18 protein-coding genes are annotated in these 19000 nt (G+C 41.6%); 8 read left to right on the top strand and 10 right to left on the bottom strand.

The features are described 5' to 3' along the window. Nucleotides 1-113: 113 nt before the first annotated feature. From GGD38_RS00775 to GGD38_RS00765, 3 genes are all read right to left on the bottom strand, one after another. Nucleotides 114-1331, bottom strand: a complete 1218-nt coding sequence (locus GGD38_RS00775) for a FecR family protein (RefSeq protein ID WP_375299940.1) — start codon at nt 1329-1331, stop codon at nt 114-116. An 80-nt stretch (nt 1332-1411) separates the two neighbouring features. Continuing rightward, complete coding sequence (locus GGD38_RS00770; RefSeq protein ID WP_375299941.1) at nt 1412-1990, bottom strand: RNA polymerase sigma factor; 579 nt, start codon at nt 1988-1990, stop codon at nt 1412-1414. 79 nt (nt 1991-2069) lie between these two features. Next, on the bottom strand, nt 2070-2855 hold the full coding sequence (locus GGD38_RS00765; protein WP_375299942.1) for an alkaline phosphatase: 786 nt from the start codon (nt 2853-2855) through the stop codon (nt 2070-2072). Between the two features lie 244 nt (nt 2856-3099). Between GGD38_RS00765 and GGD38_RS00760 the strand changes: the two genes are divergently transcribed. Continuing rightward, nucleotides 3100-4704 carry a DUF5060 domain-containing protein gene (locus GGD38_RS00760; protein WP_375299943.1) on the top strand — a complete coding sequence of 535 codons (1605 nt, stop codon included), beginning with the start codon at nt 3100-3102 and terminating at the stop codon, nt 4702-4704. Nucleotides 4705-4744: 40 nt separating this feature from the next. Here the strand turns inward: GGD38_RS00760 and GGD38_RS00755 are convergent, their stop codons facing one another. Further along, nucleotides 4745-5047, bottom strand: coding sequence for a polyhydroxyalkanoic acid system family protein (locus GGD38_RS00755; RefSeq protein ID WP_375299944.1), 303 nt, complete (start codon nt 5045-5047; stop codon nt 4745-4747). Nucleotides 5048-5232: 185 nt separating this feature from the next. Between GGD38_RS00755 and GGD38_RS00750 the strand changes: the two genes are divergently transcribed. The 7 genes from GGD38_RS00750 to GGD38_RS00720 all read left to right on the top strand — a co-directional run bounded on the left by GGD38_RS00750 (nt 5233) and on the right by GGD38_RS00720 (nt 12966). After that, nucleotides 5233-6330 (top strand): SGNH/GDSL hydrolase family protein, encoded by a 1098-nt coding sequence (locus GGD38_RS00750; RefSeq protein ID WP_375299945.1) that lies wholly within the window; start codon nt 5233-5235, stop codon nt 6328-6330. Between the two features lie 57 nt (nt 6331-6387). Next, the gene (locus GGD38_RS00745; protein WP_375299946.1) at nt 6388-7620 is read left to right on the top strand and encodes a sensor histidine kinase; all 1233 of its coding nucleotides are present in this window, start codon (nt 6388-6390) and stop codon (nt 7618-7620) included. A gap of 3 nt (nt 7621-7623) precedes the next feature. Next, entirely contained in the window at nt 7624-8220 is a 597-nt protein-coding gene (locus tag GGD38_RS00740; protein ID WP_375299947.1) for a response regulator, read from the top strand. A gap of 133 nt (nt 8221-8353) precedes the next feature. Continuing rightward, nucleotides 8354-9811, top strand: a complete 1458-nt coding sequence (locus tag GGD38_RS00735; protein ID WP_375299948.1) for a hypothetical protein — start codon at nt 8354-8356, stop codon at nt 9809-9811. A gap of 30 nt (nt 9812-9841) precedes the next feature. Beyond that, nucleotides 9842-11434, top strand: a complete 1593-nt coding sequence (locus tag GGD38_RS00730; RefSeq protein WP_375299949.1) for a tol-pal system YbgF family protein — start codon at nt 9842-9844, stop codon at nt 11432-11434. A 99-nt stretch (nt 11435-11533) separates the two neighbouring features. Next, nucleotides 11534-11989, top strand: coding sequence for a WG repeat-containing protein (locus GGD38_RS00725; protein ID WP_375299950.1), 456 nt, complete (start codon nt 11534-11536; stop codon nt 11987-11989). Between the two features lie 179 nt (nt 11990-12168). After that, nucleotides 12169-12966, top strand: coding sequence for a cyclase family protein (locus GGD38_RS00720; protein ID WP_375299951.1), 798 nt, complete (start codon nt 12169-12171; stop codon nt 12964-12966). A gap of 84 nt (nt 12967-13050) precedes the next feature. On the opposite strand, the gene GGD38_RS00715 is transcribed toward GGD38_RS00720, so the two are convergent. The 6 genes from GGD38_RS00715 to GGD38_RS00690 all read right to left on the bottom strand — a co-directional run bounded on the left by GGD38_RS00715 (nt 13051) and on the right by GGD38_RS00690 (nt 18921). Beyond that, nucleotides 13051-13962 (bottom strand): helix-turn-helix domain-containing protein, encoded by a 912-nt coding sequence (locus GGD38_RS00715; protein WP_375299952.1) that lies wholly within the window; start codon nt 13960-13962, stop codon nt 13051-13053. 11 nt (nt 13963-13973) lie between these two features. Continuing rightward, nucleotides 13974-14789: an SDR family oxidoreductase gene (locus tag GGD38_RS00710; protein WP_375299953.1), complete on the bottom strand. Its 816-nt coding sequence runs from the start codon at nt 14787-14789 to the stop codon at nt 13974-13976. A 133-nt stretch (nt 14790-14922) separates the two neighbouring features. Further along, complete coding sequence (locus GGD38_RS00705) at nt 14923-16671, bottom strand: patatin-like phospholipase family protein (protein ID WP_375299954.1); 1749 nt, start codon at nt 16669-16671, stop codon at nt 14923-14925. A 382-nt stretch (nt 16672-17053) separates the two neighbouring features. Continuing rightward, nucleotides 17054-18040 (bottom strand): DNA polymerase, encoded by a 987-nt coding sequence (locus GGD38_RS00700; RefSeq protein ID WP_375303805.1) that lies wholly within the window; start codon nt 18038-18040, stop codon nt 17054-17056. Between the two features lie 86 nt (nt 18041-18126). After that, nucleotides 18127-18480, bottom strand: coding sequence for a hypothetical protein (locus tag GGD38_RS00695; RefSeq protein WP_375299955.1), 354 nt, complete (start codon nt 18478-18480; stop codon nt 18127-18129). Nucleotides 18481-18483: 3 nt separating this feature from the next. Continuing rightward, the gene (locus GGD38_RS00690) at nt 18484-18921 is read right to left on the bottom strand and encodes a hypothetical protein (RefSeq protein ID WP_375299956.1); all 438 of its coding nucleotides are present in this window, start codon (nt 18919-18921) and stop codon (nt 18484-18486) included. Nucleotides 18922-19000: the final 79 nt, after the last annotated feature.

Below are 19000 nucleotides of genomic sequence, written 5' to 3'. Positions count from 1 at the left end.
CGTTCATATGAATAACCTGACCATTGCCGGATTCAGCCTGCCCGCTGTCTCCGGTTTTTTCTTGGCTGGTACTCTATATGTTAATTATGATCGGTGAAAAGCTTACCCTTTCTTTAGGATACAATTAGTTTGTGGCCTTCAATTTCAAAATGAATATTGCCTGTTAGTTCCAATACTTTTAAGATGGATGATAGTTTTGAGTTTCTTGGCATTTCTACATAGTATAGATTATCGTCTGGCGGTTTGCTGTACTCTACCTCCAGGTTATACCACCGCGCCAGTTGGCGAATGATGGTTTGTATATCTGCGTTGTTGAATTGGAACAGGCCATTCTTCCACGACATTACCTGCTCTATGTTAGCCTCGGCAATCGTGAATCGTGAATCGGCAATAGGTCCCGCCAGTTCAGCCTGCTCACCTGGCTTAAGGATAACTGCACGTTCAGCATTTTTTGCCGATTGCCGATTGCCGATTGCCGATTGGCTCACCTTCACCTTCCCTTCAAGCAATGTAGTTTTCACTGCGCTCTCATCTGAATAAGCATTCACATTAAAATGGGTACCCAACACTTCAACATCCTGCGTAGGAGTGATCACATGAAAGGGTTTATGGGCATCCTTCTTAACTTCAAAATAAGCCTCGCCGGTAATTTCTACCCGTCGCTCCTTGTCGTTAAAGCGGGTAGGGAAGTGAATAGAAGATGCGGCATTTAACCAAACCAATGTACCATCGGGCAATACAACCTGGTACTGGCCACCCCTGGGAGTTGCAATGGTATTATATAGTGTTTGTCCCGCTTTTGCGTTCTCGTAATTAATGGTGCCATCCATTTTTATGATCTTTGTGCCGCCCTGGCTTGCCAGCGTGCCATTTTGGGCGTTGTCGAGCTCTATTACTGTGCCATCGCCCAGGGTAAGCAGGGCTTTTTGTGTGCCCGGTAATACATCATTTTTATACGTTTTGTTTTGTTGTTTGGCGGTAACCTTCTTTTCAGTGGAGCGAACTACCCATATATAGGCGAGCGACAAAAACGCAATAAGCACCGCTGCTGCTGCCGCATATTTCATCCACACAATACGTTTTTTCGGAACTTCCTGCCATTCGCCTTGCTCATTGGCCGCCGACATAATTTTCTGAAACACAGCCTGGCCCTGTATTTCATTCGACAGTCCGGCAATGGAACGGTTATGTAATAAGTTGCCGATGTAGGTTTCCAGCTTTTCTTTATACGCCGGTTGTTGCACCAGCGCCATAAAGCAGGCGGTTTCTTCATCGGTCAACTGGTTGTTGACATACCCGTTCATTAATTCTTCAAATGATCTTTCTGGCATAAGCTAGTGCGGCTTTATATATATAAAGACACGGGTATTTTGGCCAGGGTGTAGTTAGAAATAAAAAATTTTAAAAAAAATCATAGAACGAAGAGAAGGAGGCAAAGGAACAGCAAGAACATAATATTATGACGCGATAAATACCCTCTTATTGAGTGTAAGGCTTTATTCATGTGGGTTTTAACCGTAAGGCGCGATAACTTCAGGCGGTTGGCAATAGCGGCATGGTCGAGCCCTTCATTGCGGCTAAGCTCAAAAATAACCCGTTGTTGTTTGGGCAGGCGTTTTACTGCTTCTGTTATTATTTGTACCGTTTCTTTCAGGTACAGCTGTTTTTCGGGCGTTTCAGAAACTTCAACATCTGTTTCAGAAAACTGAACGGCTTTGGCTCTTAATTGATTGTAGATATGATTGCGGGCAATTATAAACAGGTAATTGTCGAAGTTCTTTACTTCGGCAAGTTGTTCGCGTTTCAACCAAACCTTAAGAAAAACATCCTGAACGATCTCTTCTGCAACAACTTTAGATCTTGTAATGGAGAATGCGATTGAATAAATATTATCCCAATAAAGCCGGAAAAGCTCGTTGAAGGCATTTACATCACCCGCGGCCACCAATGTAACTAAATAGGCCTTGTCATATGAGGAATATGCAAGCAATATAAGCAGTTTTGTAATTTAACAATCGTCTTGTTAAAAGTACAAATATTAATTAAACCCATAAAAAGGAATTTACTGCTTATGTTTTTCTTGTTCCATTCTTTTTCAAAAACTCAGCCAGTGCTTTTATACTATCGGTATTAATATAATCAACGCCCAGCTCAATGAGTTTGCTCCAGCCTTCAATAAAATCGGGTGTGTTCCAGAATCTAACTTTTTTACCCAGGGCATGGCCTTTGTCAACCGCTTTTTTCAATTTCTCCCAATCGTTTGGCGGTATTTGTTCATGACCATCCCATTTTGAATAGTTTATGAAATTGTCGCCAAGTACGGCAATACGTGAAAGTGCTTCTTTGCTATAGTTGGAGCTTAACAAACCATCGAACCAAAGGAATGATGGATAAGAGCCATACGTACTATGATGGGGTTTGCTGCCGGTTACCATAATAGTGAGTGAAGAACATTTGGTAATGGCCGGATATTTCATGAACAGATCGATGAGCTTATTGATAGAGGTAATGGCGTCGGTTTTTACATCGAGCATCAATATCAGTTTGAGGGTGGAATCCTCATAAACATTTCCATTGTTCTTTTGGATCATTTCCGACAATGGTTTCAGATACACTTCTTCAAACTTGCGGTTTTGCGCTACATCCCTTAAGGTATGGGCCACGTACAGTTCATTGTCGCTTTGGCTTAAATATACGTCCACCTCAATGGAACCGTATTGCAGGTTATATGCAGAATAGAATGGCGCCGATTGTTGGTAGTCATTATGTGAATGCGCATCGGCCGTAGTATAAACAGCAGGTTGGGCAAGCACATGCATGCAGGGAAGCATCAGCAAAAGCAGCAGGGTTTTCATGCGAAAAGATATCTTAAGGGTTTAGATGGTGCTTTTTTCCGGAAATTGAAAAATAGGAGGAATAATGGTTTGGCGAATCGTGAAAACAAATAAAGAAAAATTAAATGATACTTGCAACCTTTTTTAAGATTGTACCACTTAATTATAAATAAATCAATGCGCAGCAGCCTTTTGGCGCCGCATTTTGAGAATATCCATTTTTTAGGTGTAATAATTACAGTACATATTTTACAATATGATGCAGATGAAAAAGTTGATCATGGCCGGTGTGTTTTTGATGTTGTTGGCCGGTAATGCCTTCGCCCAGGAAAAAGTTGAAAAATGGGGCATATTTGAGCTCACCCTGAAAGGACCTTCAACCGGTAACCCGTTTATGGGCGTTGAATTGCTGGGCCGGTTTACCAATGGCGACAAAGTAGTTGAACAGGAAGGGTATTACGACGGCAACGGCATTTACAAAATAAGGTTCATGCCCGAAAAGGAAGGCACCTGGAATTATACCATCACCAGTAATAAAAAAGAACTGGATAATAGCAAGGGAACATTTGAATGTACAAGCCCTTCGAAAAGTAATCACGGCCCGGTAAGAGTAAAAGAAACGTATCATTTTCAATATGAAGATGGAACGCCCTATTATCCGTTTGGGACAACCATTTACGAATGGCCTTTTCAGGATACAGCAACAAAAAAACAAACGGTTGAAACCCTTACCGCCAGCGCATTTAACAAGGCCCGCTTTCTGGCGGTGCCGCCTTATAAAGACCGATATATAGATGGTCCACTCAGGATCTCCGTTTTTCCATTTGAAGGCACCAGCAGTGCCGATTGGGATTTTTCGCGTTTCAACCCCGCGTATTTCAAGAACATCGATGCGTGTGTGCAGCAATTGCAGCAAATAGGTGTAGAAGCTGATATGATCCTTTTTCGTCCGTACGATAAAGGCAAATGGGGTTTCGATATGATGGGGCAGGAAGTGAATAAACGTTTTGCCCGTTACATGGTGGCCCGCTATGCAGCTTATCGCAATATCTGGTGGAGCCTTGCCAATGAAAATGGGTTTATGAAATACGTGACCACTGAAAATTGGGACGAACTGTTTCAACTGGTGCAGCAAAAAGATCCTTATCATCACCTGCGCTCCATTCACAATGCCGATAATATTTACGACTATGCAAAACCATGGGTAACGCATGTAAGTCTGCAATATTACAATGTGGTTAAAACGCCCTTCTGTACACCATTGCTGCGCGAACTGTATAAAAAGCCGATTGTAAATGATGAGATCAATTATGAAGGCGATATAGAAAGCCGGTGGGGACAGCTTAGCGGTGAAGAAATGACGTTCCGTTTTTGGAATGCGTTAATTGGCGGCGGCTATGCCACCCATGGCGAAACGTATAAGACTAGTCCGTGGATCTCATACGGCGGCCGGCTTACCGGTTCAAGCCCATCGCGTATTGCATTTTTAAGAAAGATCGTTGAAAGCGGCCCGGGTGCTTTGGAACCCATTGACCAGTATTGGGAGATCAATATGGCGGGCAAAGCAGGGGAGTACTACCTCATTTATTTTGGAAATGATAAATTGAACAAATGGGAATTTGTGCTTCCTAAAAAAGGGCTTACCAATGGCGCCAGGTTCAAGGCCGATCTTATTGATACATGGAATATGACCATTACGCCTATTGACAAATTGTTTGAAGTAATGCCCATGCCCGGTAACCGGTACAAGTTTGTAGAGAAGAACAATGCTTCAATAAAACTACCGGCAAAACAATATTTAGCATTACGCATTTACAAAGTGGCCGATGGAGCTAAGGTAAAAGACGATGGCCGTCACGAGCTGGAGTAATCGAAATGGGTAGAATAGCAATCGTTAATGCATTGCCTGCTTACGCAAGCAATGCATTTGCTTTTTCAGTGATGAAGGAAGCGATCTGTCCTTTAAAAAGCGCAACGGCAAAAGGCAGGTCCGAATCGAGCTGAACTTCATTTTCCTTTACCTGAATGGTGCCGGCGATATTAAAGCCTTTGGCAGAAAAGCTAAAATCGCCATTGGGACCATCCCAGTTTTCCTGAACGTTGGTCACCGTGCCTTTTTGCTCTTCCTGTAAACGGCCCAGCAATTGTTTAATGCGGTTCAGCGCTTCTTCCTGGGTTTGCGAATGCGGAATGTTTAAAGTTAATTTCGACATATTAATGTTGTTTTGTAATTATTGCTGGCTTCCTGGTAAATAGATAACAGTGGCAAATGTACTTTGTTTTGACCGGCTAACCTTTTAAGTTTCATTTTTTTATAACTTCATTCAGAATATTTGGGAAGGCAACCCGTCTTTTGTTTTTTAGCTATATTTGAGCCTCAATTTACTTATACCACAAGATGACAAAGTCTTCGCTGCGCCGGAAATTACTCTACTTCCTCTATCTCTTTATTGTGGTATTTATTCTTCTCGAAATTGTGTTGCGTATATATAACCCGTTTCAATTCAGGATTCGGGGAAACCAGATCCTGCTGCCCATTAACCAAAAGCAGATCATAAAGAATTCGATCAATCCAAAACTCGACTCAGTTATTATAAATACCAGGAACGGACTGGGTTTCAGAGGACCGGAAAAGCCTGCTAACTGGGATAGTTGCCTCACCATTATAACCGTTGGTGGCAGTACTACTGAATGTCATTTTTTGTCGGATAATAAAACCTGGTCGTTTCAGTTGGAGCAACAATTGAAACCTGCATTTAAAAATTTGTGGCTTAATAATGCGGGGTTCGATGGGCATTCATCTTTTGGCCACCAGGTATTGTTGAACGATCATTTGATAAAGATCAGGCCTAAAGTGATTTTGTTTTATGCTGGTATTAATGACGTTGAAAACGAACAGCCCACTTTCCATGATGAATTGAACAGGCGGGGCGGCTATTCGGACCTGAAACATTATATCTTCAATAACAGCGAAGTATTGAATGTTGGTTTGAACCTGGTGCGCGGCTATAGAGCGCAGCGATTGAATAATACCACCGATGAAATGCTCGATCTGCAAAAGGCTATTCCCAAAGTAATGACCGGGCAACAGATCGTTGAGCGGAAGGCACAGCAGGAAAAATATCTTACCGCCTACAAACAACGACTTGGGCAACTAATAGATACCTGCAAAAAGTATAACATACAACCCGTGTTTATGACACAGGCCATGTTGCTGGGATGCGGTATCGATCCTGTTACAGGCGTAAACCTCGAAACCATCGATTATGGCACAGGTATGAACGGACGATGCTTATTTGAGGTATTAGAGCTATACAATGATGTTATGAGAAAAGCATGCGGTGAAAAGAATGTGCCGGTGATAGACTTTGAGAAGCAGATGCCGAAGAACAGCCTGTATTTTTATGATGCCGTGCATTTTACCAATGAAGGCGCCCTGAAGGCGGCAGAGATCATAGCGCCGGAGTTGAAGGGTATTCTTGGTAGTAAGTTCTGATTTTTACGTTTCACATTTGGAATTTAATCATCTATCCCTTAGATTTACCCGGTTCACATGTTGAAAAGGGTTTATCATTATATAGCAGGCGATAATACTACGTACCGTTTTGAGCACCGCGTGTTCAACCTCACCAGTTTTGTCATTACCCTTTTTTGCCTGCAGGGAACATTGATCAATTATTTATTGGGATTGCATTGGGCCACCGTTTGGCTGGCAATAATAGGCACCGTCATTTCTGCCACCCTGTTTTATTTAAGCCGCGTGCGCAAATGGTTTACGCCGGCTACCATTTTCATTTACATAACAGGTACCATTCTGTTACTTGGTTTCATGCACTTTTATAATGGCGCCTCCTATGGTACTATAATCTACCTCATCATTATGCTCTTGAACATCTTCCTGCTTATTGCGCAACGAAGACATCAATTGCTGATCTATAGCCTGCTGGCAGGCACGGCCCTGTTGTTAATAGTGGTGGAATATTTTTTTCCGCAACTGGTGGTGCCGTATGCTTCTGTTGACCAACGATTGACCGATCATGTAACGGTGCTTGTATATTCTCTTTTTTTCACCATGCTTATCATTGTGCTGTTTCGCCGCAGTTACGACCGCGAGCAAAAAATGGTGCTTGACCAAAAACGGGAGTTGGAAGAAGCCTACCGGCTTACAACGGAAAAGAATGAATACATTGAGTCGCTGGTTCGAGAGCTGCATCACCGGGTAAAGAATAACCTTCAGATAGTGTCCAGTTTGTTGTCGTTACAAAGTAACCGCCTGGAAGATGATAAAGCCCGGATGGCGTTGGAAGAGGGCAGGACGCGCGTAGACGCCATGGCGATGATCCATCAGCAGCTTTATATGGAGAACGACCTGGCAGCAGTAAATATCGAAGATTATCTGGGCACCCTTACTTTGTCACTGGCGGGTAGTTTTGGTTATAATAGCGGAAACATTCGCACTGCAGTGCAATTGAAAAACCGGTCGGTAGATATCGATATGGCCATACCTATTGGGTTAATTGTAAATGAACTGGTGACCAATTCTTTTAAACATGCATTCCACGGAGTTGCCGATCCCAAAATAATCATAAGCCTGCAACAACAGTCAGACGACCGCCTTATTTTAACCATAGCCGACAATGGGAACGGACTAAAAAGTTCCGAAGCATTGAACAAAGCAACATCGTTTGGTATAAAGCTGGTGAATATGTTGGTAGACCAGTTAAACGGCGTAATGACCATTCGTGAAAATCCGGGCATAACCTTTACCATTGAAATACGAGCATAACGCATGAAAGATAGAGCTACCGTACTGGTTGTAGAAGATGAACTGATAACGGCAGAAAGTATTGCCGAATTACTTACTGATGAAGAATACAAAATAGCCGGTATTGCAAAAGATGCGGCCGGTGCTTTTAGAATATGTACAGAGGCCAGTGAAATACCGCAGGTCGTTATCTGCGATATCAATATTAAAGGTGAAATGAAAGGAACGGCCCTTGCAAAAGAATTGAAGGAAACATATGGCTGTGAAATTATTTTTATTACAGCCTATTCCGACGCCAAAACATTACTCGCGGCTTTTGAAGCAGACCCTGCCATGTATGTAATGAAACCTTACAGCGATACGCAGCTGCTGGTGGCGGTGCAATTAGCATTTCATAAAGTATTTAAAAAGCAAAATGTACAGGTAAGTAACAAATTAATGCTTACCGAAAGGGAAAAGGAAATTGCACAACTTGTTGCCAATGGTTTTTCTTCCAAACAAATAGCCCGCAAATTGACTATCAGTATTGAAACGGTAAAAACACACCGCCGGCGTATGCTTCAGAAAAATAATGTAAGCAACTTTCCACAGCTGGTATTTTTAATGAACCAGGATGCCTGATCTTTTTACCGTTCACTGTTTTACTATTATTTGTACCCCTTTGGGGGTATTGCCCACCTTTTTTGAATTGGCGTAATTTGTTTCTTTAATAATCTTATTGCAACCCCTTATTGGTAACCCAACCCCTGTAGAAATGAAGTCTTTTCTTCTGGCATGTTGCCTGTGCGCCACTTCGTTGTTAACTTCTTCCCAAAACATAAAACTTGAGAAAAAGGGTGATGTTGATGTAGCATTTGTTTACAAAGACCCCTTTGGCTATTTTGATTATCCCAAAGAGCGAACATTTGTAATGGACCTCGATCAGCAATACGATCGTGAGATAAGGCCGGGTTTGCTTAATGTTTCTTCTCTTGCTTTGCGGGTAAGGGTGTGGGCAATACTGGAGAATATTGCCACCAATCCCGTGTTTGTATACAGGTTGAATATGGAAGGCCTTACCGGACAAAAGCATTACGTTTCTTTTCAGCAAATATCTAAATACCCCGACCTTGTAAGAAGGTACAAGGCTATTAGACCTACATCGGTTAATGCCGTGGTGGGTATGGGGCTTAATCCTGAGGACAAGTTTCAATATGGCGCGTACTATTGGTTCAATATAACTGAAAAAGATCTATTGATCAGCAGTTCTGAAAGTACACCATTCGGTACGGTGCCTTTATCGGGTACCTGGGGGTTGAAGGCCGATATCGTTTATTCTGATGTAAAAACCGAATACTGGTGCCGGCATCCGAAAGATTTTAAGCCAAGCAATGCCAGGCAGGAGGTGATGATGAAATTCCTTAGCAAAGCCACCCGCGCAAATGCGTCTGCCTGGACAAAAGTTCAAACCGGTACCGTACGCGAAAATTATCCGCCATCCAATACGTACATCCGCATCACCTGGCCCGAGGAGGCCATTGATGCCATACAGGAACTATATCTTAAATATGAAAGGGGAGAAGAAAAACCACCAAGCAAAGAGGTGGAAGAAGCGATGGCCAAAAAAGAATTGGACCGTTACAATGGCAATGATGAATGGGGAACTGCATTTGAAGATGATCTGAAAGATGTGGAAACGGTTAATGATTATCAAAAAAAGATCATAGCACTAAAAAGCAAAAACAGAACTATTACCACTTTTGATTCAGACAAGTATTCCCGCATAGATGCTTTAAGCGGCACACCATATTTTATGCTCACTGCTAAGGACAATACAAAATATATAGTAGATAAAAGAGGAAATAAACAGTCTGTTAATGGTTATCAGAATTTCGATCGCGTTTCCGTAAATCAAAAAGGCGAAATAACCGCAGATATAAATCTTACCAAAGAACAATTTATAGCGGAGGAAGGTAGCCTGGGATTGGTCAATGATAACAAGTTTTACAGTACTTCTTCAGATGCCTCGCAGGCCGTGCAAGCAGCTATAGCACGCAAAAGACAGGCGGAACGGGATGAATGGGCGCGGTTAAGCGAAGCGGAAAAAAAGCGACAGATGAATACGTTAAGCTTTGTTGCTTCGCACAGGTACTACTCCATAAAAATAAAACGGTTTGTGACCAGCAGTCAGCTGCAAACCATTTCCACAAATGAAGGCTACCAGATTCGGTAACATTTGACAATTACTCCTTAACGCCCTACCATGAGATACGTAGTATTTATTTTGTTTACTATACTTTCCGCTGCTGCACATGCCCAATCACCCTCGGAGATTTTTCAATCGGCACGCGAAGCCTATGAAAAAGGCGACAATACCGGCGCCATCAGCAAGTTACGCAATTGCGAGGCGGCATTGGGCAAAACCAACCCGCGCATAGAATCGCTGAGATCATTGAGCTATTATAACCTGGGCGATTGGGTGAACGCTTCTATATCGCTCAATACGTACTTTAAAATAGCCCCACCATCTAATGCAGGCACCAACGCGCACAACGACCTGGTGGCACTAAAAGAAAAAGTGGATGCGAAAATAAAGGACGCCGACTCTAATTTCAAAAATGAACTGGATAGAAAAAGAATGGAGGAAGCTACCGTGTATGAGCAGCGGCAGATCAGTGAAGAAAATACCCGTACCAGTGCGTTGAGATCGGCCAGTGCGGCAGAAATGTACGAATTGTATAAAAACAGTACTGACCCCGAAGAGCTCAACACATTTCTTACCATGTTTCCCAACTCGCCGCGGGCAAATGACATAAAGTTCAAAAAGTTTGTAGCCAATGGCGACCTGGATATAAATGCCAAACGCTGGACAGCCGCCGTGGAAAACTATACCAGGGCCCTGGAATTAAAAAGTGATGCAATGGTAAGAAGTAAATTAACGCGGGCGCGTGATGAACAAACGTACGAACTTACCGTATATACGAATAGTCTGGAGGGATATGAAAACTATCTTTCACTTTTCCCTGCAGGCATACACAAACAGGAGGCAGACAAAGTGCTGCAGAAAAACTATCTAAGGCTTGCCCGCGACTATGTTACAGCCAACAATTATGATAAGGCTGTTTATTACTATCAGGCTTACCAGAACCGTTATCCGCAGGGACCAGAAATACAGACAGTAAATACGGAGCTTTGCAACTATTATGTGGCAGAAGCAAAAAAAGCGGAAAAGATAAGAAAGGTAAACAATGTTAAATGGGCGCTGCAATTATATAACAATGCGGCGCAATGTGGAATGCCTGCCAGCAAGAGTCACATAAAGGCGCTAAACCAAAAGGTAAAACGATGGTCGCGTAGCGATGTGATCTTTTATGGATGGCATGCCGATGAAGAGAACCTGGCCGGCATTATGGCGGGAAGCCTCAATAACCGGAAGATTGGTATGTATATTTCGGCACGCACAGGAGGGGGATTCTTTAAATCGGTGGCAGACTGGGAAACAGATAATAAAAACAGTTTAACCGAATCTATAGACAAGGATAAGAAATTTACCGGCGATATTGTGCCGAAAGTAATACACGTCAATTTCGGTTTAACGCAAAAACTTATACATCCTTTCTGGCTGTATGCCGGTGGTGGTGTTACTTTCAATGCCGAATTAAGAAAGTTTGTAAAAACCTCGGGCAGCAGCGAAGAATACGTGGCGAATAAAGATGAAAAATACACGGCGTTCAATCCCGAAGGAGGTTTGTTTCTTTGGCTGGGCCCCTTTGTGTTTCGTTATGGCATCAACAAGCCATTGGGTAAATATACCGGACCGGTGATACAGCATTTTGGCGTGGCTTTTAAAATGTAATAGAATGTTGTTAAAAAGATTCCGACTAACAGCCATCTTCTTTTTTGTGCTCTGATAGATCTGTTACCATATGCCTTTACAAAAGGTTACCAGCGATTAATGCTGCCTGTAGCAAAGGAGTGGGAGCTGGACCTGAATTACATCGATGCAACCAATAGCACCGTATTAGATCATCTCGATGATGCAATAGCCACTACACAAAAAGCTTCCACAGCCAATATGCTGAAAGAGTACCGGGAAATTTATATCAGTTACGGCGCGCGGCGGCATGCCGATCTTTCATCAATTATCAAAAGCCTGGAACCACGTTTCGATTCGGTAAAAAGTTATGCATATGGCATGTTCCCTGTTTGCAAAAATGACAAGTGGGGCTGGGTGAACGAAAAAGGAGAGGTGGTGATACCGCTGCAATACATGGCCATACGATACTTTGTAAAAGATCGGTTTGAAGTGAGTGATGATGGGGTGGGGTTTTATTGGGTTGACCGGAGCAATCATTTATTTCCGAGTTCTTCTGCCAAACCGATAAGAAGTCCTTCTACGCCGCGAATGTAACAAAGCTTATACATGTTTTCATACTTAACCACTTCGCCAACAAGCTGGGCGCCATGCTTGCTTAGCCTGGTTACCATTTCGTCATGCCTACATTGTCCATTCTGACTAAATTGTTTTGTGCCATATTTTAAATCTTTTTATAAAGTCTTTGTACCTTTTGGTACTTTAAAACGATGCTTATGAACGGGTATATAATCATCACCGTTTTATGTCTGGCAGCGTGTAAGCCAGCGCAACATGAAGATAGTGTATTCTCCTCAGGCAAATGGATCGATCTTACTTATAGCTTCAGCGAACAAACCTTGTACTGGCCCAATAATGCTACAGGGTTTAAACTCGATACGCAGGCGAATGGTATTACACCCGCGGGTTTTTATTATTCCTCCAATGCATTTAGTGCGCCCGAGCATGGCGGTACTCACCTCGATGCCCCGGTGCATTTTGCACAGGGGCATCAAACAGCCGACCAGATACCACTTGAGCATCTTACCGGTGAAGCTGTAGTGATAGATGTGAGTGAACAGGCATTGAAGAATGCAGATTATCTTATAACGGTAAAGGACATAGAAGCCTGGGAAAAAGCAAACGGTACAATACCCGATAATGCCATCGTTTTATTTAGAACGGGCTATGGAAAGTTTTACCCAGATGCCAAAAAGTATTTCGGTACTGCCGAAAAAGGAGCCGGCGCCATACCGCATTTGCATTTCCCCGGCATTGACCCCACCACTGCCGAATGGCTAAGCACCCAGCGAAAAATAAAAGCAGTAGGATTAGATACCCCCAGCATCGATTACGGCCAGTCGAAAGATTTTAAAACCCACCAGGTATTGATGGGGAAAAATATTCCTGCATTTGAGAACGTAGCCAACCTTGATCAATTACCATTAACCGGCACGTACATAGTGGCCTTGCCCATGAAAATAAAGAATGGGAGTGGCGGACCGTTAAGGATTGTGGGGTGGGTGAGGGGGTAAAAGAGAGAAACAGTAGAACAGGTTAAAGGAACCATGTTTGGTAAAAAGGAAAGGGGCCTGGATTGCTGTACGGCACTTCACCTTTTAATTAAGATTTCTGTACTCACTTGGCGACTTCCCCGTCTTTGCCTTGAAGATCTTGGTAAAATGTGATGGATGCTCGAAACCCAGTTCATAAGCTATCTCGCTTATCGATCCTTCCGATCCCCACAACAGTGACTTGGCCTTCTCTATAAGCTCCAGATGAATATGCTCAACCGTGCTTTTACCGGTCGACTTCTGCAGCAGGTCTGAAAGATAATTGGGTGACAAATTCAGCTTCGAGGAGAAATAGGTAACAGGAGGCAGTCCGGCTTCTATCAGGGTACCTTGGCCGAAGTAGTCCTTCAATAACGTTTCGAAACGCTGTACAACATCAGAGTTTACCTTTGCTCTTGTATAAAATTGCCGGTCATAAAAGCGGTTGCAATAATTCAGCAGCAGTTCTATATTACTTACAATAAGAGCCTGTGTATGTTTGTCTATGGTCTGCGTATATTCCCGGGCGATCTTATCTACACAATCTTTGACGATCTTATCTTCCTCCTCCGAAATATGCAGCGCCTCATTTACCTCATATTGGAAAAAGGAATACTGGTGCATCTTTTTGCCCAAAGCAGTCCCATGCAACAGGTCCGGATGAATGAACAAAGCCCAACCCTCGTACACCTTGCAACTGGGTCCTCCGCCAAGCACTTGTCCCGGTGCGGTGAACATCAACGATCCTTCCCTGAAGTCATAATGACTCTTGCCATAATGCAAAAGTCCTTCAAACTTCTTGCAGGAAATGGCATAGAACCCGAACCGGTATAAACCATCTTCTTCAGGTCGTTCGGTATAAAATTCGGTATGGTTTACCACGCTGATCAACGGATGCCGCGGACGCGGGCGCTTCACCAGGTCGTGCAGCTCGCTGATTGATTCAATGTTGATTATGGGCTGGGCTGTTCTTTTCATACTGTTATAATTTAGATCATACCGGTTTGACTGATCATCATCTTTTTAAATTCCACATCGTCCATTTGCCGCCGGGCTTCCAGCATGGGCACGGCATCCTGGCCTATAGGATAACGCAGTTTTTCTGTGCCATCGGTAACCGACTCATAAATAACAGCTGCTACCTCGCCAATGTTCTCCGACATGGGCCATGTTTCCATCACCCGCAAAATTTGGTCAAACCCTTTCTGGTAGCTATCCAGTCCGTTCGTTCCAAACTGGTCCAGGGAGCGACCGGCAAAGTTGGTCTTATAGCCGCCCGGTTCTACTATCTTCAACCGGATGCCTAATGGATTCAATTCGTACTGAAGGGACTCGGTAAGTCCCTCTACGGCAAACTTTGTAGCATGGTACAGAGTGCCAAATGGGAAAGTAAGCCTGCCGCCGACCGAAGAAACATTGACAATGACACCGCTTTTGCGTGCCCGCATGCCGGGCAGAACGGCCTTGGTAACTTCTATAAGCCCAAATAAATTGACCTCGAACTGCTGCCTTATCACATCCTCCGAGGCCGCCTCCAGGGCCCCAAACGCTCCATAGCCCGCATTGTTCACCAGTACGTCAATGGCGCCAAATTTACTGATCCCAGCTTCAACGGCTTTTTGGATGCTGCCCTTATCGGTAACATCGAGGCGGGTTACCAGTACGCCATCAATAACCGAAAGCTCCGTTTCCTTTTCAGGCGAACGCATGGATGCAATAACATTCCAACCCTTTTCAACAAAAAGTTTGACGGTCTCTCTGCCGAAACCAGAAGAGGCCCCTGTTATTAAAACTGTCTTTTTCATACAAATTTTGTGTTATTGTTTTATAACACAAAACTCGTAAGCGCAATAATGGAGTACTTATACGATTCTTCGAAACCCTTGAACATTTCTTAGATCAGGGGGGCAAGAGGCAGTGTAGATATCCTGATATGTTTTATGGCATCAATCTGTTTTCTTTCATCTCTTTCAACAGGAAAAGTGGTTCCTGCTTAAAGCGCGTCCAATCCTGAAGGCATTTTTCATGAATTTCTTTCAACGTCTTTTTCGTTGTATTATCCAGTTCGTCGTATCCATTGCCTGGTGTATACATTAGCGATTCAATATAATCGAGCATGTTATAACACATAGTAAACTGACCTGTTGCTATTAGTTTACCCAACATATCATCCAGCTGCTCTTTCTCGGTAAACCATAAGGTAGTACCGAAATCGGCAACTTCCTCTGCTATTATTTTTATTTTATCTCCAATCACTGCCTTGTAGGGGCCAGTCAACGTTTTCTTTACAGCTGTGCTTTGCGTTATTTCTTCAGAGAGATTGTTATCTGTTGGTTTATTAGGCTGTTTGACAGGCTTTGTAAAATCCTCTTCGGTGAGTTCGTGAATTAAATTACTTATGCGGCGATACTGCCATTTGTCGTTTTCGTATACCATCTTATAATTTAACCGGCGTACCACCTTTAAGAATACATTAAGCAGTAAAGAAAGGAGAGAATTAAACCGGTCGGCCAGTAGCGGTTCTATTCTGTGTATAGAGAGTTCTTCTATTTTCAATAAGGATAGTCGTTCATAATAAAAATCCAGCTTTTTGTTTTTTATCCAGGCCTCCAGATTTTCCAGTTGTTGACGGATAGTTTTCCTTACAGCAGCAAATGCCCATAGTTTTATGCTCCAGCAGGCTAGCAGGGTAAGGGATATGCCGAGTGATAAACCCGTAAGCCAGTGGTTGGTATATCCCTTGAGTAAGGGTAACAAAGCAAACAGAGTTATTAGTGCAATTATTACCCGGTTAACAAGCCGGTTGTAATGCATAATTTTTTGGCCAAACTCCCGAACGGTCATAGTGCGCCAACCTGTTTTAGGTTTCTCGGTTGCAGGTTTAAATCCATCCATATAGGGAGATGTGACGTCCGAAATGATGATAAGATCAAAATATGGCTGGTCGCTTTTCTTATACAACAAAATGCTGTCAATGCCCTGGTTATCATAAATGCCACCATCCATAAGACCAGCGGGTTTTAACGTATCCCGATTTTTCTTAAGTGTGTTGGCCTTATCGTGAACAAAATCTGCCGGCCACATAATTGGCTCAAAACCTCCAGGAAAGCAGGAAGAAGCGGCAATTGCATCAGCTAACTTAATTTCACCGGCCACGTCGGCAGGAACCCGGTTAAAATTATTGCCGATAATACCTGTGTTCTTGTTACGAAATCTGAAATTTATTGCATTGTTAAATTCTGTACTATTGAATGCCACTGCTTCGAGGTGGCTGTTCATGGAATCAAAAACAGCAAGGGTTTCACCTTCGGTAAAGTGCTCATCGTATAGCTCAGCAAACGCATTGATCAGGTTTTTTCTTTTATGAGTATTATGCCATTTACCGTTTGGGTTCAGTTTTTCAATCCCTAATTTCACGAGATCGAGTTTACTAAGCTGATCAAGCATGAAATGATATATCTCTTCAAAACTCTTTTTCCGTTGTTTGTGTAAAGCATAAACAACACCGGTAAAAGTACCTCCTGAAACGGTGGAGATCATTTTTACGTTTTCAAGCAGGGGCCTACCGTTGTATTGCAACCGATTCAGGTACGACATAGCGCCCAAATGAAAGCTGGCGGCCCGGTAGCCGCCGCCGGAACAACTTAATGCAATTTTTTCAAGCGGGCGTTCAGGTATTTTGGACATATTGTTTTTAATGGGCTTGGGATTAGGTTCCCTTGTGCTCTTTAAAACGCTGTCATTTTCCTGAGTATCCATAACACGGTATAATAGGTTAAAATATGATTGAAAGGAAAAGATAATAAGAATTAATAATGCCGGTAGCAGGTATTTTAACGGTATTTATTAAGTGGCTTTTTTGATTAATCGTCAAGGTGCTTAAATGCAAATTACAATAATGCCCAAAAGCATAGTAAACTTTGTTTTTTTGCAATTTTTTGGTATGGCGATGTGAGAATTGTGGGAGGGAGGGATCGCTTACGGTTATAAAACTGGCAACTTTGCTAAATGTCAAAGCTGCCAGTTGAGTTGTATGTCGCGACTTCTTTTTAATAGACTATCTGACGAGTTACTCGAAACTATCTTTGATTTTAACAATTGGATTTAATTGTGGACACATTTTTTTGAACTCATCTTTATAGATGGCTTCAATTTTGTTTTTTGATTCATCAAAATTAAATTGTTTTAATTGATAAACTGTGCCATCATGCATAGGAATTAAAAGCTGTGCAGTTTTGACTTCCTGATCCACTTTTATTAGAGCTGATTTGTAGATGTATGAAGCTGTAGATTGAATTACATGGCTAAGTGCCCAGGAAATGTCATTATCAAATGAACGCCTGTAATTACCATTAACGGTACCTACTTTATTATTCAATAATACTTTATTTTCAATAGACATTTTAAAATTTTGCAAGCCTTTGAACCTATGAAAATAATCAATTGCGTTTTTAGGTAGAGTTGTATCTCCATATATAAATCTATAAAAAATTATCTTTGCTTCATTCCTATCCTCTTTATTGTTTAAGACTTTTTCAGCTATATCGGAATATATATCCGAGTCATATAGCTTAATTAAATGTTTGTCATTGCTGAGCGAGGCAAGTATCCCTGCCTCAAATTGTCCATAGTCAATATAAATCAACTTTGTTCCAATATCCGGTATAATAAGGTCTCGATTTGACTTGCGTAAGTTTTGTAAAGATGGCTGCCGTAAAATAATTCTTGACGTAATTGTGCCAAACCCTAAATAAGTAGGGTGAGTACGGGTTTGTCCCCATCTAGATAGCATAAGTAATAAACTATCTAGGTCTCTTTGATTGCTCAATAGGTCATAAAATAAATTACATACAATGTCGCTCTTCCTTCTAATCTTAAAAGAATAAAGAAGTGATTCAACAATTGAATACGCTTTCTTTCTTAGGTAGTTTTTTTGTGTTTCGATGCAATCAGGAGTGAAAATTTCATGCTCCACCTGTAAGGTGTTTTTTATTTCGTATATATATGACTCAAGTTCTTCGCATCTTTTTTTAACAGTTTCAAGATCTACAGCAATTCCTAACTTTTGGGCTTTATATATAATGCTATTAATTTTAATTTCTATTTCTAGAAATCTTTTTACTTCGATTTCATCCCTGTCTATTAATTATAGTATAAAATAGCAATGTGTTCTAAGAATAATTTTATGTTTTCTTTTTTTAATTGAAATCCGGAATCAATTATTTTATGATGTTTAAGTCGATTGAGTAATTTCCAAAACTGGTAATTTCTTAAATCTTTGCCCTCTTGGGACATTTGTATATCTAGGGATTCCAGGTCGATAATTATAGGTAATACTTTCTCTTTTGAGTTTAAGTCTCTAATTAAATCGCTTGTTTGAAACGTAATTACAGTATCCTTAGATTGATATTCAATAGATGTAGCAAAGTTGTTCATGTCATCAATGTCGAGTGAATACCAAACGAGCTCAATGAATACTACTACAAATTTTTTCATTATTTATAAAGAATATAGTTGTTCAAAGTCAAAATCTTCTGTTTCTTCGTTATCCTCTTCGGAACCATAGATATACACTAGGTCTTTGTTTTTATATTTGTTTGTAAACTCTGGAGCGGTACTTAAAGATTCTACAATATTGTTGGTCGGGATTAGATTTGTATTAAAAGATCTTAATGCAATAAGGGCAATCCTGTTTTGAAAATATCTATTAGTAAATCCCTGTCCAAATTTTCTTAAAATCACTCTTTTGTAATCTTCATCGACAGAACAAACATAAATTATCATCGCTCCTATTACTGTCCTATTGGTTTCATCATTTCTTTCAATATTATCTACCGCAAACTTGATCAAGTCTTCGGATTTGTGTTTGTGTTTAGCAATCAATAACCAAATCTGATAAGTTTGATAAGAATAAGAGTTGAATTTTTCGTCTAACACAATTTCTTTAAGAATATTTGCAAATTCTGAATTAAACGTTTCTCTACTGAGTAAATTTAAAACTTTGCATATTTGGGCT

The sequence above is a fragment of the Niastella sp. OAS944 genome (genome assembly GCA_024809215.1).
Classification (GTDB): domain Bacteria; phylum Bacteroidota; class Bacteroidia; order Chitinophagales; family Chitinophagaceae; genus Niastella.
This window is presented reverse-complemented; position numbering and strand designations above follow the sequence as displayed.

Bases quoted from the DNA above. Each gene is read 5' to 3' on its own strand.
- GGD38_RS00775 (WP_375299940.1), bottom strand. From the start codon at position 1,331: ATGCCAGAAAGATCATTTGAAGAATTAATGAACGGGTATGTCAACAAC.
- GGD38_RS00765 (WP_375299942.1), bottom strand. From the start codon at position 2,855: ATGAAAACCCTGCTGCTTTTGCTGATGCTTCCCTGCATGCATGTGCTT.
- GGD38_RS00760 (WP_375299943.1), top strand. From the start codon at position 3,100: ATGAAAAAGTTGATCATGGCCGGTGTGTTTTTGATGTTGTTGGCCGGT.
- GGD38_RS00755 (WP_375299944.1), bottom strand. From the start codon at position 5,047: ATGTCGAAATTAACTTTAAACATTCCGCATTCGCAAACCCAGGAAGAA.
- GGD38_RS00750 (WP_375299945.1), top strand. From the start codon at position 5,233: ATGACAAAGTCTTCGCTGCGCCGGAAATTACTCTACTTCCTCTATCTC.
- GGD38_RS00745 (WP_375299946.1), top strand. From the start codon at position 6,388: ATGTTGAAAAGGGTTTATCATTATATAGCAGGCGATAATACTACGTAC.
- GGD38_RS00740 (WP_375299947.1), top strand. From the start codon at position 7,624: ATGAAAGATAGAGCTACCGTACTGGTTGTAGAAGATGAACTGATAACG.
- GGD38_RS00735 (WP_375299948.1), top strand. From the start codon at position 8,354: ATGAAGTCTTTTCTTCTGGCATGTTGCCTGTGCGCCACTTCGTTGTTA.
- GGD38_RS00730 (WP_375299949.1), top strand. From the start codon at position 9,842: ATGAGATACGTAGTATTTATTTTGTTTACTATACTTTCCGCTGCTGCA.
- GGD38_RS00725 (WP_375299950.1), top strand. From the start codon at position 11,534: ATGCTGCCTGTAGCAAAGGAGTGGGAGCTGGACCTGAATTACATCGAT.
- GGD38_RS00720 (WP_375299951.1), top strand. From the start codon at position 12,169: ATGAACGGGTATATAATCATCACCGTTTTATGTCTGGCAGCGTGTAAG.
- GGD38_RS00715 (WP_375299952.1), bottom strand. From the start codon at position 13,962: ATGAAAAGAACAGCCCAGCCCATAATCAACATTGAATCAATCAGCGAG.
- GGD38_RS00710 (WP_375299953.1), bottom strand. From the start codon at position 14,789: ATGAAAAAGACAGTTTTAATAACAGGGGCCTCTTCTGGTTTCGGCAGA.
- GGD38_RS00705 (WP_375299954.1), bottom strand. From the start codon at position 16,671: ATGTCCAAAATACCTGAACGCCCGCTTGAAAAAATTGCATTAAGTTGT.
- GGD38_RS00695 (WP_375299955.1), bottom strand. From the start codon at position 18,480: ATGAAAAAATTTGTAGTAGTATTCATTGAGCTCGTTTGGTATTCACTC.